This is a genomic window from Pseudomonadota bacterium (assembly GCA_039024915.1).
Classification (GTDB): Bacteria; Pseudomonadota; Alphaproteobacteria; order Rhizobiales; family MH13; genus MH13.
Window position 1 is genome coordinate 87,750 of sequence record JBCCPK010000002.1, and the last position, 16,463, is coordinate 104,212.

At 58.5% G+C, this 16,463-nt stretch carries 13 protein-coding genes; 6 read left to right on the forward strand and 7 right to left on the reverse strand.

Annotated elements, in window-relative coordinates; all coding sequences use genetic code 11:
• The first annotated feature begins 210 nt into the window (after positions 1 to 210).
• The 4 genes from AAF739_03740 (at position 211) to AAF739_03755 (ending at position 7,163) form a co-directional block, all read left to right on the forward strand.
• Positions 211 to 1,158, forward strand: a complete 948-nt coding sequence (locus tag AAF739_03740; GenBank protein ID MEM6381761.1) for a MoxR family ATPase — start codon at positions 211 to 213, stop codon at positions 1,156 to 1,158.
• Between the two features lie 110 nt (positions 1,159 to 1,268).
• Positions 1,269 to 2,105: a DUF58 domain-containing protein gene (locus AAF739_03745; protein ID MEM6381762.1), complete on the forward strand. Its 837-nt coding sequence runs from the start codon at positions 1,269 to 1,271 to the stop codon at positions 2,103 to 2,105.
• Positions 2,106 to 2,109: 4 nt separating this feature from the next.
• Positions 2,110 to 5,022: a DUF4159 domain-containing protein gene (locus AAF739_03750; protein MEM6381763.1), complete on the forward strand. Its 2,913-nt coding sequence runs from the start codon at positions 2,110 to 2,112 to the stop codon at positions 5,020 to 5,022.
• Positions 5,022 to 7,163, forward strand: a complete 2,142-nt coding sequence (locus AAF739_03755; GenBank protein MEM6381764.1) for a hypothetical protein — start codon at positions 5,022 to 5,024, stop codon at positions 7,161 to 7,163. Before AAF739_03750 ends, AAF739_03755 begins: the two co-directional genes overlap by 1 nt.
• Positions 7,164 to 7,167: 4 nt before the next feature.
• Here the strand turns inward: AAF739_03755 and AAF739_03760 are convergent, their stop codons facing one another.
• Complete coding sequence (locus AAF739_03760) at positions 7,168 to 7,743, reverse strand: N-acetyltransferase (GenBank protein ID MEM6381765.1); 576 nt, start codon at positions 7,741 to 7,743, stop codon at positions 7,168 to 7,170.
• A gap of 304 nt (positions 7,744 to 8,047) precedes the next feature.
• Here AAF739_03760 and AAF739_03765 point away from each other — a divergent pair, with 304 nt between their 5' ends.
• Positions 8,048 to 9,040 (forward strand): glutathione S-transferase family protein, encoded by a 993-nt coding sequence (locus AAF739_03765; protein MEM6381766.1) that lies wholly within the window; start codon positions 8,048 to 8,050, stop codon positions 9,038 to 9,040.
• Positions 9,041 to 9,044: 4 nt separating this feature from the next.
• On the opposite strand, the gene AAF739_03770 is transcribed toward AAF739_03765, so the two are convergent.
• Positions 9,045 to 9,452 carry an NUDIX domain-containing protein gene (locus AAF739_03770; protein ID MEM6381767.1) on the reverse strand — a complete coding sequence of 136 codons (408 nt, stop codon included), beginning with the start codon at positions 9,450 to 9,452 and terminating at the stop codon, positions 9,045 to 9,047.
• A gap of 392 nt (positions 9,453 to 9,844) precedes the next feature.
• Between AAF739_03770 and AAF739_03775 the strand changes: the two genes are divergently transcribed.
• Positions 9,845 to 10,756 (forward strand): metallophosphoesterase, encoded by a 912-nt coding sequence (locus AAF739_03775; protein ID MEM6381768.1) that lies wholly within the window; start codon positions 9,845 to 9,847, stop codon positions 10,754 to 10,756.
• On the opposite strand, the gene AAF739_03780 is transcribed toward AAF739_03775, so the two are convergent.
• The 5 genes from AAF739_03780 to AAF739_03800 all read right to left on the reverse strand — a co-directional run bounded on the left by AAF739_03780 (position 10,753) and on the right by AAF739_03800 (position 16,463).
• Positions 10,753 to 11,403, reverse strand: a complete 651-nt coding sequence (locus AAF739_03780) for a hypothetical protein (protein ID MEM6381769.1) — start codon at positions 11,401 to 11,403, stop codon at positions 10,753 to 10,755. The genes AAF739_03775 and AAF739_03780 overlap by 4 nt on opposite strands.
• Positions 11,404 to 11,426: 23 nt before the next feature.
• Positions 11,427 to 12,596, reverse strand: a complete 1,170-nt coding sequence (locus tag AAF739_03785; protein ID MEM6381770.1) for an acetate/propionate family kinase — start codon at positions 12,594 to 12,596, stop codon at positions 11,427 to 11,429.
• Positions 12,596 to 14,068, reverse strand: a complete 1,473-nt coding sequence (locus AAF739_03790; protein MEM6381771.1) for a bifunctional enoyl-CoA hydratase/phosphate acetyltransferase — start codon at positions 14,066 to 14,068, stop codon at positions 12,596 to 12,598. The genes AAF739_03785 and AAF739_03790 overlap by 1 nt, the downstream gene beginning before the upstream one ends.
• A gap of 77 nt (positions 14,069 to 14,145) precedes the next feature.
• Positions 14,146 to 14,874, reverse strand: coding sequence for an ATP-binding cassette domain-containing protein (locus AAF739_03795; protein ID MEM6381772.1), 729 nt, complete (start codon positions 14,872 to 14,874; stop codon positions 14,146 to 14,148).
• Positions 14,871 to 16,463 carry an ABC transporter permease subunit gene (locus AAF739_03800; protein MEM6381773.1) on the reverse strand — a complete coding sequence of 531 codons (1,593 nt, stop codon included), beginning with the start codon at positions 16,461 to 16,463 and terminating at the stop codon, positions 14,871 to 14,873. Before AAF739_03800 ends, AAF739_03795 begins: the two co-directional genes overlap by 4 nt.

Below are 16,463 nucleotides of genomic sequence, written 5' to 3' on the forward strand. Positions count from 1 at the left end.
GAAAACTGCGTTCACTGCGGTTGGAATCATATGAATACGCGGCAACTAACTTGATCGACAGACGCCGCATCAACGCCATCAGACGGGCCTAATTGGTCATCACAGGTTGCAAGAGCAACTTGATCCAAGGCAGGAGAGCAAGTCTTGAGCGACGCTGTAATCGAAACGGCCCATGCCTCCGAGACACAAATTGCGGATCGGGCGGCGGCAATGTCCGAAAAGCTTGAGCAGGCGCGCGTTACGATTGGCCAGACGATCCTTGGCCAGCAAAAAGTGATCGATAGTGCACTGATCGCCTTGCTGTGCGGCGGTCACGCGTTGCTGGTCGGCTTGCCGGGTCTTGCGAAAACCAAGCTGGTCGAAACGCTTGGGACAGTTCTCAGCCTTGATGCGCGCCGCGTCCAATTCACACCCGACCTCCTTCCGTCCGACATCCTTGGAGCTGAAGTGCTTGAGGAGAGTGCGGACGGGCGGCGCGCCTTCCGCTTTATTGAGGGGCCTGTGTTCTCGCAACTTCTGATGGCCGATGAAATCAATCGAGCAAGTCCAAGAACGCAAAGCGCTCTTCTGCAGGCCATGCAGGAACAACATGTGACAGTCGCTGGCACCCGCCATGAATTACCAGCGCCTTTTCACGTTCTCGCCACGCAAAATCCCATAGAGCAAGAGGGCACCTATCCGCTGCCTGAAGCGCAGCTCGACCGGTTTCTTCTGGAGATCGAAATCGGCTTTCCCGACCGCGAAGCTGAGCGCGCTATGCTGAAGCTAACCACCGGGAGCATTGAGGCCACGCCAACCGCGATCTTATCGACGTCCGAACTGATTGCGGCTCAGGCCCTCGTTCGGGCCATGCCAGTTGGCGAAAAAGTTGCTGAAGCGATCCTGGACTTGGTGCGGGGCGCCAGACCAGGGCCGGAAGCTCACGCGGTCATCGGCGACCATCTGGATTGGGGGCCTGGTCCCCGCGCCTCCCAGGCTTTGATGCTTGCAAGCCGGGCCCGAGCCCTGCTCACCGGTCGCTTTGCCCCTTCTACCGAGGACGTCGCAGCGCTCGCCGAACCGGTCTTGAGGCATCGCATGGCGCTCACGTACGCAGCGCGGGCGGAAGGTGTCACGCGACGCGATTTGGTGGCGAAGCTCGCTGAGGCGGTCCTGTGATCAGTTTTGGCACCTTGCTGTCAAACAAAACTGCCGCCATCGGCCCGGATCAGCTCGACCCGGTTGACCTGCTGGACATAAGCACGCGACCGCGGGCTCTAGCAGACAGTATGCCGGCTTTGATGGTCGAGGCGCGCAGATTGGCGGCTTCTTTACTTGCTGGCCTGCACGGCCGCAAACGCGCCGGTCCCGGTCATGCCTTCTGGCAATTCAGGCAATATGGCGTAGGAGATGCGTCATCGCGCATCGATTGGCGTCGATCAGCACGGGGTGACACGTTATTTGTGCGCGAAATGGAGTGGGAGAGCGCCCATACGGTGCGGCTGTGTGTCGACATGTCTGCGTCCATGCGCTTCGCATCGCCCGATGCGCGCGAGCCGAAGCGAGATCGCGCGGTGCTGCTCGCGATGGCCTTGGCAAGCCTGCTGACAGCTGGTGGCGAGCGTGTCGCGCTGGTGGGAGGTGAGCGCCCGAAAACCGGCAACGCGGCGTTGCGAACAATCGCACAGGAACTGCTGACACGCGATACTGACAAGTCCGGCAAGCACGTTTGGTCGGATATGACGGCCGTGCGCCCACGGGAAGATGTCGTGATCCTTTCGGATTTCCTTTTCCCTGATGACGCTCGAACAAAGCTGGTGGATCAGTTGGTTTCGCGTGGGGCCCGCTCCCACTTTGTACAGATCGTCGACCCAGCGGAAGAAGCCTTCCCATTCAAGGGACGCATAAGGTTCGAAGGCTTATCCAAAAGCCGATCAAACCTCTTGGCCGGTCGCGCAGAAAGATGGCGCGACGGATACCGCGAGCTTTTCCTCGCTTTCACAGACGAACTGAGGCAGATCGCTCGGGCACGCGGCTGGAGCCATACACTTTCCCACACGGACAGGACCGCTTCGATACCGCTGCTCAGTGTCCACGAAGCGCTTTCACGCGCAAAACAGGCTTAAGGGTATGGGCGGCATGATCGGCCTGTCAGCCCTTAGCTTCACAGCACCTCTCGCGCTTTTAGGCTTGCTTGCCTTACCCGCGCTGTGGTGGCTCTTGCGCGCAACGCCACCTCAACCCGTTCGGACCTTTTTTCCGCCCGTTGAGATCCTGCGAAAACTTGAGCAGCCTGAGCAGACACCGGACAAAACACCGTGGTGGCTCTTGCTTTTGCGCCTGCTGCTGCTCGCCGCACTGATCTTGGCGTTCGCGGGACCACAATGGCGCGCTGGGAACGCGATCGCGCTCCCCGGCGCGTCGGATGATCCAATCCTGCTCGTTATCGAAAGCGACTGGGCGAGCGCTCACAACTGGACCCAACGCATTCAGCAAGCCGAGCGGATTGCCGATGCAGCCGCCCAGCAAGGCCGTCCGATCGCTTTGTTGGCAGTTCCGCAGCCGACGAGCACAGCACCATTTCCCTCGGATGGCGCTGCGGCAGCTTCACAACTAGACGACCTCCAGCCCCATCCGGCACGACTTGATCGGTTGGCGGTCGCCGAACGGGTCAGTGAATACCTCCAGACTGATGCCTGGACCAATCCAGCGATCATCTGGATGACAAGCGGTTTGGCCGAGCCCACCCCAAGTGATGACAACGCTCGGGCGCCCGCCTGGATCGAGCCCCTACTCCAAATGGGAAACCTCGCGATCATCCCAGGCGCCTCGCCAGAGCTTGCACTGACCCTTGACGGTGGGCGCGACGGCCCAGCCGCGCTAATCCACACCGTGCGGTCTGACCCGCAAACGGAGCCGTCCTTCCCAACTGATTTCAGGGCCCGTTCGGTGATTGCCTACGACGCAGCGGGGCGTCAGTTGGCAACCGTACCGTTGACTAATGCGGAGGGGGTCACTGCCGAACGTATCGCCTTTGACCTACCCAGCGACTTGCGAAATGACATTGCGAGAATAGCCGCCCAGCCGGTTTTACACGCAGGCGAGGTTCTCCTGATCGACGATCGAAATGAGCGTCGGCAGGTTGCCATTATCAGCGGCGATAGGGCTGACCAGGCCCAGCCGCTTCTATCCGCAGCAACCTACCTTCAGCGCGCTCTTCAACCATTGGCGGACGTTCGTGCCCCGCGAACTGGCGACGGTAACAGTGAGGTGCGACGGGCGATAGCAAATGGTGCGGACGTCATCATCCTGGCAGGCTCGCTAAGCCTTGTGCCCGGCACCGTAGCCGACCTTTCTCCGTGGATCGAAAGCGGCGGGGTGCTTATCCGATTTGCTAGCGCCGGGCTTGCTTCTAATCCAGATCCGCTGTTGCCCGTCCCGTTGCGCGCCGTCGATAGGCAGTTCGGTGGGGCGCTGACCTGGGAACAGCCGCAAAACATTGCACCGTTCAGGGCATCCAGTCCATTTGCTGGGCTAACCGTGCCCAGCGAGATTGTTATTGAAAGGCAAGTCCTAAGCGAACCGGGAAGCGCGCTCGCCACCAACACGTATGCTGAGCTGAGTGATGCGACCCCGCTTGTTACGGGTCAGCACAGAGGCTTGGGCCACCTGATCCTGTTCCATGTGACGGCGGAAACCAGCTGGTCGAACCTGCCCTTATCAGGTCTGTTCGTCGATATGTTGGGGCGGCTTATCGAACTGGCGGTTCCCAACACGAGCCGAGCGCGAAACGCCGAACGGACAGGTGCGCTGGCCGTTGACGACACAACGGCCCGCCAGGGCGAGGCTCAAGCCCTGAACCCGCGTCAGACGCTGAACGCCTTCGGCACTCTCGGCGGGGTCCCATCCTTCGCCGAAACCTTGGTTCTGGCCGCTGGCGTGGAGCCACTTGCTACCGTCGGAACCCCACCAGGGTTTTACGGCCCCCCATCATCGCCGTTCGCCCTCAATCTCTTCGATGGCGATCCCTATCTGGTCGCCGCGCGCCCGGATCTGTTGAGGGAGAGCGGTGCCGGTCTTTTGGTGATCGATGAACACGAGGGCACAGACCTGCGCACGGGGCTGTTCACACTTGCCATCTTGCTGGCCCTGACAGACGCTGCCATCGTACTTGCGCTATCCGGCGGTCTGTTGCGCGGTCGAGTTGCTTCGAGTGCCAGCGTCGGGTTTCTTGCGTGTGTGCTGGTCGTGGTTGATCCGGCCGGTACTGTTGCCCAGACCAACGAAGCGGATGCTCTGCAAAAAATCATTGCTGCAAGCAATGAGACGCGTTTCGCCTACGTACTCACCGGCGAAAGTGACATTGACCGTCGGTCCCGTGAAGGCATCTCAGGGATATCACGCATTCTCACGCAACGAACGGCTTTCGAACCGGCACCACCATTTGGCATCGACCCGGCGACCGATGAGCTATCGGTTTATCCGCTTTTGTATTGGCCAATGCCCGACACACCGATGGCCGTACCAGAGGCACTTGTGGAGCGCATTGACGCTTACATGAAAAATGGCGGCACGATCCTTTTCGATACGCGCGACGAAGCCAGCGATGCGTTTTCCAATGCCTTGACCCCGCAAACAGCCAATCTTCGCGCACTACTGGGCGCTCTTGACATTCCGCCGCTTGAGCCTGTGCCGGATGATCATGTCCTTACCAAGAGCTTCTACCTGATAGATGCTTATCCAGGGCGCTACCCCAATGGGCCTTTGTGGGTCGAACGCCTGCCGGATTCGCCCGATGATGTGGACCGTCCGGCACGCGGCGGAGATGGCGTCAGCGCCATCATGATCACGAGCAATGATTTTGCATCAGCGTGGGCACTATCAAACGATGGGCGACCGCTTTACCCCACCTCACCGCCAAACCCGCTGCAGCGCGAGTTCGCATACCGGACCGGGGTCAACATTGCCATGTACGTCATGACCGGAAATTACAAAGCCGATCAGGTGCACATTCCCGCGCTACTTGAACGGCTCATCCAATAATGACGGATTGGTCAATCACTGCCGACCCGCTGATCTCTCCAGCAGTCATTGGCGTTTTCGCTCTTCTCGCGTTCGCGGTCTTCACCGCAGGCGTTCTGCGCCGACGTCCAGGCGCGTGGCTTCGGGGGACAGCACTGGCGCTGGTAGCAGGCTGCCTGGTGAACCCCTCGCTCCGATTGGAAGAGCGCGAGCGGCAACCGACAGTGATCGCAGTCGTTGAGGACGCGAGCGCCAGCCAAACCAGCATTGATCCACGCCAGGAGCAAACCGCTCAAGCATCTGAGCTTCTCAAAGAGCGCCTCTCTGAGCTTGGGGGTGTGGAAATTCGGACGGTGACGCTTGGAACCGACCGTGAAGCCGGCACCCTCGCAATCGGCCCCCTCCAGGAAGCCTTGGCGGATGTCCCACGCGAACAGATCGGCGGAGCCGTGCTCATAACCGATGGGCAAATCGCAGATTTACCTGCAGCTACGCTGGACGCGCAAGCACCTGCTATTCTGGGTGACGGCATCCCCATCCACGCGCTGATCACTGGCGTGCCGGACGAAGGCGACCGGCGTATTGAGCTGCTCCAAGTGCCTCGCTTCACGCTGGTGGATCGCAGGGAACCGCTTGTATTCCGGGTTGTCGAGGATGGAGCCCCACTTACCGCGAACCCCGATGCCACCGTCAGACTTTCGATCTTGCGGAACAACGAAATCCTCATCGAAACAGAGGTGCCAATCGGCGTCGATATCGATGTGCCAATCTCGGTCGACCGCGCAGGCGACAATCTGTTTGAGCTGCGCATCGCGCAGGCCGATGGTGAACTGACCGAGTTGAACAACCAGGCAACTTTCTCAGTGGAAGGGGTCCGGGACACTTTGCGTGTCCTGCTCGTTTCGGGTCAGCCGCATGCAGGCGAGAGAACATGGCGCAACCTCCTGAAGTCCGACCCGGCTGTGGACCTGGTGCACTTCACCATCCTGCGTCCCCCCGAAAAACAGGATGGAACACCGATTGGCGAGCTGTCGTTGATCGCGTTTCCAACCCGAGAGCTATTCGTCGAACGTATCAACGATTTTGACCTTATTATTCTGGACCGTTACCAGCGTCGCAGCGTTTTGCCGCTGGTCTATTTTGACAACATTGCCGATTATGTGCGCCGCGGCGGCGCACTACTGATCGCAGCGGGGCCGGAATTTGCCGATGAGACCAGCATAGCGTTTACGGCACTCGCGGACGTCCTACCCGTTTTTCCAACCGGCGAAATTCTAGAAGCCCCTTTTCATCCGCGACTATCGGAGATCGGCCGAAGGCATCCAATCACCCGAGGGCTGGTAGGCGCCCCTACGGCGACGGAAACAGACGAAAACGACCCTGACTGGAGCCGTTGGTTCCGATTGATTGCGGCAGAAGCCACGCAAGCCAGTACGGTCGCAATGCGAACACCAATCGATGCAGCCGTTCCAAGCGCGCCGCTTCTTGCACTGGACAAGCGTGGGGACGGGCGTGTGGCTGTGTTGCTGTCGGATCACATATGGCTTTGGGCGCGCAACTTCGAAGGAGGAGGGCCGCATGTGCAATTACTGCGTCGGACCGCACATTGGCTGATGCGAGAGCCCGACCTTGAAGACGAGACACTTCAGGCTCGTGTTGTCGGGGAGCGTCTGCTGATTGAACGCCGAACGCTGGCCGATTCGGTGGACGACATCGACATCGAGGCGCCAGGCGGTGAGGAGCTTACTGTCTCTCTGGACAATCAGGGCGACGGGCTATTCCGCGTCTCGATAGAGGCTCGCGAGATCGGGCTTTGGCGCTTAACGGACGGCACCTTATCCACCCTCGCACACGTGGGGCCACCTAACCCCAACGAACTGCAGACAGTGGTCAGCTCAACGCAGCGATTTGAACCGATAGCCGCCGCGACCCGCTCTGCAGCAGTGCGCCTACAACCAACCGCAGATGGATCACTTTCTGTGCCCCGCACGCGACTGGTGGACGGCGCCGGCCGGACGACTGGAAGCGGCTGGATCGGTTTCCGGCGCAGTGAGGCATCTGTTCTTCTCGGCGCGAGGCAACAGCCGCTAACACTGGGACTTTGGACGCTGATACCTGCACTGATGCTTTGGGGCGCGACATGGTGGCGTGAAGGTCGCTAGCGGCTTATGTTCGACGCGGCAGTCGAGTTTGCCGCTCTCCGCGCGCGACCCCCTTGGGCATATCATCCGCGCATAGAGGCCCACGCGCAACCAACAAGCGGTCTGGCGCAACGGGACCGGGCATAACGATCTGATCGGCTGCGCAGGGCGTGAAGCCAAACGGTTCATAATATGGCTTGTCGCCAACGAGCAGCACGAACGGTTCCCCAGAAAGAAAAGCGCGCTCAACAGCCTTAGCAAGCAACGCACGACCAACGCCACGCTCGCGTTGGGAAGGCACAACTGCGAGCGGGCCCAGCAAAACGCCACGGTCAGCGCCAACGCGGATGCGCGAGACAGTCACAGCGCCGATGAGGTTATCTCGATCCATCGCCGTAAAGCAGAAGGATGCAATCGGTTCGGCCTGCTCACGCAGCCGAAACGCGGTGCGGGCGAAGCGGCCGGGCCCGAAAACTGACGCGTGCAGACGGTCCACGTCGGGTGCGTTTGTCGGATCAAACGGAACAAGAGAGAACGAAGGGCCGATCGCCGGGCCTGCAGAAGGCCGGGCACTGGCGCTTAGGGCATTGGGGGAGGTCATGGACTAACTCGCCACTGAAGATTCACAAAGCACAAAGGGCGATCCAGCCCCTTGCAGGGATCGTCAAATCGCTATGCTTCGTCGCAGTCGGGCTGAGGGTCTTGTGTCCATGACGATGCGGCTACCACGGGCAGCTTCGCGTGACAATCATTTGAACAGGCAACACGCGCTTCGAGAATGTCGTGCTTACCGTTGCGAATATCCAAACAGTTTGTCATGGGCGCCAGAGGTGGCCCGCCGTGTATGGACCGTTTATTGCTTTTCATTCTTAGAAAAGTTCAGCGACACAAAAGGGAGCGAACCGATGGGGCTTTTGGTTGACGGCGTGTGGCAAGATCAATGGTACGATACCCGTAAGACCGGCGGAAAGTTCGTCCGCTCCCAATCCCAGTTTCGCCATTGGGTCACCGCTCATGGTGACGCCGGGCTATCGGGCGTTGGAGGGTTCAAGGCGGAGCCTGGGCGCTACCATTTGTACGTATCCCTCGCCTGCCCGTGGGCCCATCGCACGCTGATTATGCGCAAGCTCAAAGGTCTTGAGGACATGATATCGGTCGATGTCGTCTCCCCACTCATGTACGAAAAAGGTTGGGTTTTCGACGATCAGCAACCCGAAGCAACATCAGACCGACTATTCGGATCATCAGCGCTTTCGGAAGTCTACGTGAAAGCCGATCCAACTTACTCCGGACGTGTCACGGTCCCGATCCTTTGGGACAAAGCGCAGAACGCAATGGTGTCAAACGAGTCGTCGGAGATTATCCGTATGCTCAACAGCGCCTTTGACGGCGTTGGTGCAACGCCCGCAGATTACTATCCGCAAAACCACCGCGTTGAGATCGATGCTCTGAACGAGCGGATCTACGACGCGATCAACAATGGCGTTTACAAATCAGGCTTTGCAACCACACAGGAAGCCTACCACGAAGCGGTCACAACACTGTTTGAAGCTCTCGATGAAGTTGAAGAGCGACTATCTCGGAACCGCTATCTGGTTGGGGATCAAATCACCGAAGCAGATTGGCGGCTGTTCACAACGCTGATCCGATTTGACGCGGTGTACGTCGGCCACTTCAAATGCAATGTCCGCCGGATTTCAGACTACGCTAATCTCTCGGGCTACTTGCGCGAGCTCTTTCAATGGCCAGGAATCGCCGAAACGGTCAGCTTCGATCATATCAAACGCCACTACTATGCCAGTCATGAGACGATCAATCCGACGCGGATTGTACCAGTTGGACCTGAACTCGACCTGGATTCACCGCACGGTCGAGATCATCTTCGCGCAGCAGCGTGACAGTCTAGCCGTTCCAATACGCAGAGATTGGGGAGCCCGCTTGCCATTCAACAATGCGGGCTCGCGTCCCTGCGCTCGTATCCGCAGGCAGATCGTCCGGTGAGAAAAAGCCTGTTTCCGCAATCTCAAAGCCTGGTTTCACGTCAGCCATCTTTTCTAAGTCGGTGGCATAGAAAACCACGACATGGTCGCCTTTCCAGAGCTTTCGATTGTACGCTACACCTTTGATGTGCATCCCGTTCGGGCATCGATATCCGGTCTCCTCGAGTAGCTCCCGCGCTGCGGCGGCTTCGAGGGTTTCGTTATAATCGACGCCTCCTCCTGGCAGGTGCCACCCTGGCGTGTACCCATGGCGAACCATGAGGATCCTACCAGAACGATCGACGGCCAGCACACGCACGCCAAGTGACATCCCTCGGAACACCATGATGAGCCGAAACCTGACCTCGCGCAGCAGAGACCTCAGGGGGCTCCTTGGCTTTGGACCTTCGAGCACGTCTTTCAACCTTTCCGGTACGCGGTGGGCGCAGAGCTGGGTTGCACAGGCGGGCGTTGCACAAATCGTTGCCGTTGCCACATGCGCGTTCCGCACAGCGAGACAGTCTGTGCGGTCAGTATGATGGAGTGATACAATGTTTAGGCAGTTTTGGACCATTCTCTGGTCCGCACCGCTCGCACCGCGCCATGCAATGGTTGACTGGTCAAAGCCGGGGATATCTGAGGCTCGATTCACGATGCCACTATAGGTTCGATTAGGCGCATAGGACTTTGCCTGCGGATCAAATTAAGGGCATTTGATAAGGCATGTCTTTTCGCATTGCACACCTATCAGACGTTCACCTAGGGCCAATGCCAGTGGTGAGCATACGAGATCTTCTTTCAAAGCGTGCGATTGGTTTCCTCAACTGGCACAAAAACCGAGGTAGATCCTTCCGCAGCTCTGTTACCGATCAGCTTGTTGGCGACATAAAAGCCAAAAAACCGAACCATATCGTTGTTACTGGGGACTTGGTGAACATTGGCCTTGATGCCGAATATGGGCGCGCGCGAACCTTCCTTGAACAACTTGGCGACCCTGCAGACGTTTCCGCTATCCCGGGCAATCACGACGCTTACGTGCAGGGAGCACTTGGTCAGTTTAACGCCAATTGTGGTGATTTCTTTGAAGGGGATCAGCCAGATAAGGAAGTTGGGCAGCCCTATCCGTTCGGTCGCTATCGCGGCCCGGTTTGCGTCATCGGGATATCATCGGCGGTCGCGACTGCACCGTTCATGGCAACTGGATTTGTCGATCGCCGCCAAAGGCGCGCTTTACAGCGACTACTGGCGCAAGCGGAAGGACACTTCCGCGTTGTTCTCGTTCACCACCCGCCATTCCCTAAAGCAACCCATTGGCACAAAAGGCTGATCAACGAGGCTCAGCTTCGGGAGGATATTTTTGATGGAGGTGCCGAGCTGGTTTTGCACGGGCACACGCACTTGCCCACGCAAACAACGATATCCAGTCGATCTGGACCCGTACCCGTGTTTGGCGTTTCCTCAGCTGCACAGGCTCCCGGTGGCCATAAGCCAGCGGCAGCCTACACGCTTTTCACCATAGCTCGGAGCACGGACGGCTGGTTGCTCAGCTTTGAAAGGCGAGGCTATGCAGATCGGAGCGATACGATCGATACACTCGAACGCGGGGAGGTCGCCATTTCGCGGAAGCTGACCTAGGAACCGGGATAAGCAAACCAAGCCCATAGAAACAGGACAAACACACCACAAAGCACACCCAGAAAAAACAATCCCAGTCCGGGCCACAGGCTACGCTTTGTGCGGGTAGATGCGCTCGTTTGCTTCGGTGACTCAGGTAGTTTCATCTCGGACGAGCGATGGACCGGCTGCATGAGTTGGTGACTTGGCGGTCCGTCCAATTCGCGCTCGACCAACCGCTGTGCGATGTAATCGGCGACTGCATCGGTCATGGCATCGCGGTCAGAGCTCTCAAACAGGGTATCGGGCCCTTCGCGTCGCTGTCGACGCAAACGATATTGCGCGCTTTGCGGGTCGATATCCACATAGCTAAGCGTGTCCACGACTATACGATCACCGACCTGAGACGGGATCAGCTCGAAACGATCAACGGCATCAGTATCTGAAACCGAATTCAATTCTTCAGCGAGATCATCAAGCTGAAGGGCGAGATGGGACAGGGAGCTTTCGCGGTTAGCGAGCTCGCGGCGAAGCTGTTCTTCCTGCCTCCCCCGCGCCCTTTTTAGCGCGTCTGCGAGGCGGCCCGCTCGGCTGACGATCGGAACCACATTGTCGGATGGCCGCGACTGCGCGTAACCGCCGGTACGATCATGCTCACCATCCACCATCAGCGCTTAGCTCCAGCCACAACTTACCCTTCCGCCAGATCAATCGCGGCGTGGGCGATAACTGCCTCTTCATCAGTCGGCAACACCATAACCTCCACCTGTGACCCGTCAGGGCTGACGACATCGGCATGCTGGTCGTTCTTCGATGGATCAATGGATAAACCTAGCCACCCAAAGTCGGCACAAATACGTTCACGGACGACAGCCGAGTTCTCGCCGATACCCCCAGTAAAGACCAACGCGTCCAGCCCGCCCAACACCGCCGTCATCGCGCCAATTTCACGCCGAATGCGGAAAACGAAATAATCGATAGCGTCTTGCGCTCGCGGACGGTCGCTCTCCAACAAGACCCGCATGTCATTGCTGATGCCAGAAATGCCCAGAAGACCGGACTCACGGTACAAAAGATCGGTGAGCTCCGCCCTGTCGAGCCCATGCGTTTCCATAAGGTAGATCAGGACTCCTGGGTCGAGCTGACCGCACCGCGTTCCCATCGGAAGACCGTCAAGCGCTGAAAATCCCATTGTGGATCCGATGCTTTGGCCCTCTCGGATGGCGCACATGGATGCCCCGCTTCCCAAATGCGCCACGATAACTTTCGCCTTTGCGAATTTTGGATCGCGCCGACCCAGTGCCTCGCTGATCGAAGTGTATGAGAGACCATGAAAGCCGTAACGACGAACGCCCTCGTCAAAGAAGCGATAGGGCAACCCAAAAGTGTCGTTCACAAATGGGTGCCTTCGATGAAACGCGGTGTCGAAGCATCCAATCTGCGGCACGCCCGGAAACGCCCGGCGTGCAAGCCGGACGCCTTTAAGATTGAAGGGCTGGTGAAGCGGTGCAAGAGGCTCCAACTTCGCGAGCTCAGACAACGAAGCATCGTCCAAGACGATCGGGTTCGTGTAGGTCAGGCCGCCATGAACGATCCTGTGGCCAATCGCGTCGATGTTGCCAGCGGATTGGTGTTGGGAACTCCAGCGAAGCAGCGTTTCGAAGGCGGACGATAGATCGCCGGACTGTTCAAGCCCTAAGGCAAAATCCTCGCCAGTTGACAGCTCGATTGTCAGGCTATCGGGCGCTTTTCCAGCGTCGAAATGCCCTTTGAACAGACGGGATGGATCTCCTTCTGTTCGCTTGAAGCCGCTGAACTTCAAGCTTGAGGAGCCTGCGTTGAATGTCAGAACGATACCCATCAGGACGCATCGCCATCTTGGGCACCGAAAAGGCCCGGAGCGACCGGTAATCCCGTCCTCAACCAAACCTCATAGAGGACCGCGAGCGCACACGATGCTAATCGCGCTTTGTCGCCATCTGCCCTACTTGTCAGGATGACGGGGACACTGGCTCCCACCAGAAGCCCAGCAGCTTCCGCGTTGGCCAGGAACGTCAGCTCCTTAGCGAGCATGTTGCCCGCCTCAAGATTGGGCGCCACGAGCACATTGGCATAGCCAGCAACAAGGCTGGTGATGCCCTTGGTGCGGGCGGCACCAATATCGACGGCATTATCCATCGCCAATGGACCGTCAACCATGCCGCCCGTTATCTGACCACGATCCGCCATCTTCGAAAGCACAGCTGCATCAATTGTCGATGGCAGGGCGGGGTTGACCGTCTCCACCGCTGATAAGATCCCCACCTTGGGAACGTCGAACCCAATAGCTCGCGCCAGGTCGATAGCGTTCTGAACGATGTGGACCTTGGTTTTTAAATCTGGGGCAATGTTGATCGCCGCATCGGTAATGAGAATTGGGCTTTGACGGCCGGGCACGTCCATAACGAAAACATGGCTGATACGCTTGCCTGTCCGAAGCCCGCCATCAGACTTCAAAACATGCTTCAGAAGGTGATCGGTGTGCAAATGCCCCTTCATCACCGCGCGTGCAGCGCCCTGGTGAACCAATTCGACCGCACGCGCAGCCGCTGTAGGCTCATCTTCAATATCGATCAGTTCAATGCCTTGAAGTGAAATCGAAAGTTCACCGGCAGCCTCTGCTATCCTTGATCTCGATCCGACCAAAATCGGCTTAATCAGCCCCTCATCTCGTGCGAGAAGCGCGCCCCCCAGCGAATTGGGATCATCCGGAGCAACCACAGCAACCGGCATTGGGGGCAATTCTTGAGCGCGAGCCAGAAGCGCATCGAAATGCGCATGTTTTTGCACCTGAAGGTCTGGGACGTCGATATCGCCAAGAAAAAGAGGGCGGCTTGGCGCCCGCACACTTGCTTGACCGTCAACAAGCAATGCGTCGTCTGCGCTCCGTACGGTCGTCGCCAGCAAAACCTCACGCGCCTCGCGAAGCTCGAGCACCTTCAGACTTATGCGCAGTAAGTCGCCTACGCTTGCCCGGGCATGAAACCTCAGGTTCTGCGACAGATACAGGCTACCGGGACCAGGCAGGTGATTACCAAGCGCCGCAGAAATCAACGAAGCCAGCCACATGGATGGTGCGAGCGGCACGTCGTCGACGCCATCGCCGGTATAATCGGTGGTGGGCAAATGAAGCGGATTCCGATTGCCCGAAGAATGGGCGAAAACAATGAGGTCGTTTTGGGTACACAACCGCTCAACAGTCACGGTCTGGCCAACCTCGAGCTCATCAAAAGGCACGTTTACCGGACGCGGCTGCGCGTCAGAAAGTTTTTGGGGGGAAGCTGTGTCGTTCATCAGATTTAAGTCGGGGCTACAAATCAGCACGACGTAGCCAACCCCGATGACCGCGTCATGTCAAAGCCGGGCAATACCTACCCTCTTTTGTCGGTCATGAGGCCTCGCGTGCCCAGATAACGTCCGATTGGCGTGTCGGGATCGCTGTCCATCAGCCTATCAAACGGCCCGTCCTGCGCGATGCTGCCCTTATCGATAAAGACGAGGCGTTCACAAAGAGGTTGAAGCTCATAAGGCGAGTGAGAGATGATCAACATCGTGAGGTGATGCTGGGATTTAAAGCGAGCCAGTAAGTCGGTGAACCCCGCACGCATTGAAGGCCCCAGCGCAGCAAAAGGTTCATCCAGAAGAAGAACCGGCCGATCCCGAACCAATGCGCGGGCGAGCGCTACGCGCTGCGCTTCGCCACCTGAAAGCGTGTGGGCGCGCCGGTCTTCAAATCCCGCTAACCCAACCTGATTCAGAGCATCGAGCACAACCGATAAGTCACTGGATTTTCGCGAAAATTGTGGGCTGATTCCAAGCCCAACATTGGTCGCGACATCAAGATGATCGAACACATTGTTCGACTGGAACATCATGGACACAGGGCGGTGAGCCGGTGGTGACGCCGTATGGTTTTTGCCGTCGAGACAGACGCTGCCTCTGTCGATAGGCAGGAACCCACCAAGCATGGCTAACAGCGTCGATTTCCCAGCTCCGCTCGGACCGATAAGGCCCACACCCTCGCCCTTCGAAATGCTCAAGTCATAGGTGAAGTCCGCGCCCGTCGAGAATGAAATGCCCGCACCTTCCATCTCAATCATAGGGAGATCCTGTTGATCCGATCGGCGAGCCAGATAAGCGCGAAGACGAACAGCGCCAACGCCAGCGCGACGCCAGCAGCGTCGGTGGTCCGGTAACTTCCCATCAGGTTGAGGATCAGGATAGGCAGAGTCACAAGGTCATAAGCCCCGAAGATCGCCGCGGCACCAAGGTCGCCGACCGACAGCACAAGAGCGAAGGCGCATGCAGCTGCGAACGGGCGAGCGAGTACCGGTGCATCAATCAAAACGAAGCGCCGCCATCCAACAAGCCCCAAGCCTGCACACAAGGAACCATATCTGCGCATCGCCGCCTGGTGCGCTGGAGCAAGAACGCGCAGAACGAAAGGAAGAGCCATCAGTGCGTTGACGATAATCACCATCACAGCGGCCAGAGCCGTCTGATGAGCAGCGCCGCGCAGCAGTATAAACCAACCAGCACCAAGGATGATTGGTGGAATAGCGAGGACAGCCGACCCAACCGACGCGTAGCCGGCCATATAAAGGCCTCGAGCCACACCTCGTGGCGCAAGACCGCGATCCCTGCCAACAGCCAGCAAGTACGCCCCCGTCACCGACAAACACGCTGAGCACGCCGCAATGACCAAGCTCGTGATGGTAGCAGACCAAAGCCTTGGAAGGAGCACGAGCCGCTCCCATTCAGCACCAACACCGGCAGCGGCCAAAGCGACGAGCGGGGCCAGCAAGAGAAGCCCGTAAACGCCCAGCAAAGCCAAAACACTCCGGGGCAAATTCTCCCCGCCCATCTGCGGTCGGGATGAGGTTCCCGCCCTATCGTCGGGCGCACCGCCAAATCGATGTAAGACGAGAAGAATTGTTGTTGCCAACACCAGTTGCGCCAACGTGAAAACGGCCGCAAGGCCGGGGTCGAAGTCAAAACGGAGAGCCTGGTAAATCGCGACCTCGTAGGTGGCGGACGCGGGCCCACCACCAAGCGTCAGGACAATCGTGAACGACCCGATGCAGAGCATCAGCACGAGCCCGGCGACCGCCGGAAGATGCGGGAGCAAAAGTGGTGCCTCAAGCAGACGAACGCGCGACCACCCCGATAGGCCCAACTGATCGGCTAAACGAAACACGGTGTCGGGCTGGCGCTCAAGATGCGTAATCATCAAACGCGCAGCGAGAGGCAAGTTGAAGAAGACATGGGCAAGAACGACCCCTCCCATGCCGAAGATCGATAACCTCATATCAAGGCCAAGGAACTGCAGCAGATCGGAGACCGTACCACTGCGGCCCCAGACCTGAAGCAGACCAATGACTGCAACGAGCGGTGGAAGCGCGAGAGGCAGAGCCAGCAGTCGAATGATCCAGTCCCGCCCCATGAAGCGTCGATAACGGATCACAATCAACGCGAGCGGGATTGCACCCAAGATCGAAAGCCCAACCGATAAAAAGGCCTGAGAAAGCGTAAAGCCCAGTATGCGCAGGGCGTATGGGCTGGCGAGCCGATCGATAGGCAGGCCGAGCGGCCCACCGTCCGCCGCGCTGATGAGCGCGACCAGTGCCACCAGCGTAAAGCCACCAAAGCCCAAGAGGACAAAAGAACCAGAAACGAGCGCTCGGTTCAC

Bases quoted from the DNA above. Each gene is read 5' to 3' on its own strand.
- AAF739_03740 (MEM6381761.1), top strand. From the start codon at position 211: ATGTCCGAAAAGCTTGAGCAGGCGCGCGTTACGATTGGCCAGACGATC.
- AAF739_03745 (MEM6381762.1), top strand. From the start codon at position 1,269: ATGCCGGCTTTGATGGTCGAGGCGCGCAGATTGGCGGCTTCTTTACTT.
- AAF739_03750 (MEM6381763.1), top strand. From the start codon at position 2,110: ATGGGCGGCATGATCGGCCTGTCAGCCCTTAGCTTCACAGCACCTCTC.
- AAF739_03755 (MEM6381764.1), top strand. From the start codon at position 5,022: ATGACGGATTGGTCAATCACTGCCGACCCGCTGATCTCTCCAGCAGTC.
- AAF739_03760 (MEM6381765.1), bottom strand. From the start codon at position 7,743: ATGACCTCCCCCAATGCCCTAAGCGCCAGTGCCCGGCCTTCTGCAGGC.
- AAF739_03765 (MEM6381766.1), top strand. From the start codon at position 8,048: ATGGGGCTTTTGGTTGACGGCGTGTGGCAAGATCAATGGTACGATACC.
- AAF739_03770 (MEM6381767.1), bottom strand. From the start codon at position 9,452: ATGTCACTTGGCGTGCGTGTGCTGGCCGTCGATCGTTCTGGTAGGATC.
- AAF739_03775 (MEM6381768.1), top strand. From the start codon at position 9,845: ATGTCTTTTCGCATTGCACACCTATCAGACGTTCACCTAGGGCCAATG.
- AAF739_03780 (MEM6381769.1), bottom strand. From the start codon at position 11,403: ATGGTGGATGGTGAGCATGATCGTACCGGCGGTTACGCGCAGTCGCGG.
- AAF739_03785 (MEM6381770.1), bottom strand. From the start codon at position 12,596: ATGGGTATCGTTCTGACATTCAACGCAGGCTCCTCAAGCTTGAAGTTC.
- AAF739_03790 (MEM6381771.1), bottom strand. From the start codon at position 14,068: ATGAACGACACAGCTTCCCCCCAAAAACTTTCTGACGCGCAGCCGCGT.
- AAF739_03795 (MEM6381772.1), bottom strand. From the start codon at position 14,874: ATGATTGAGATGGAAGGTGCGGGCATTTCATTCTCGACGGGCGCGGAC.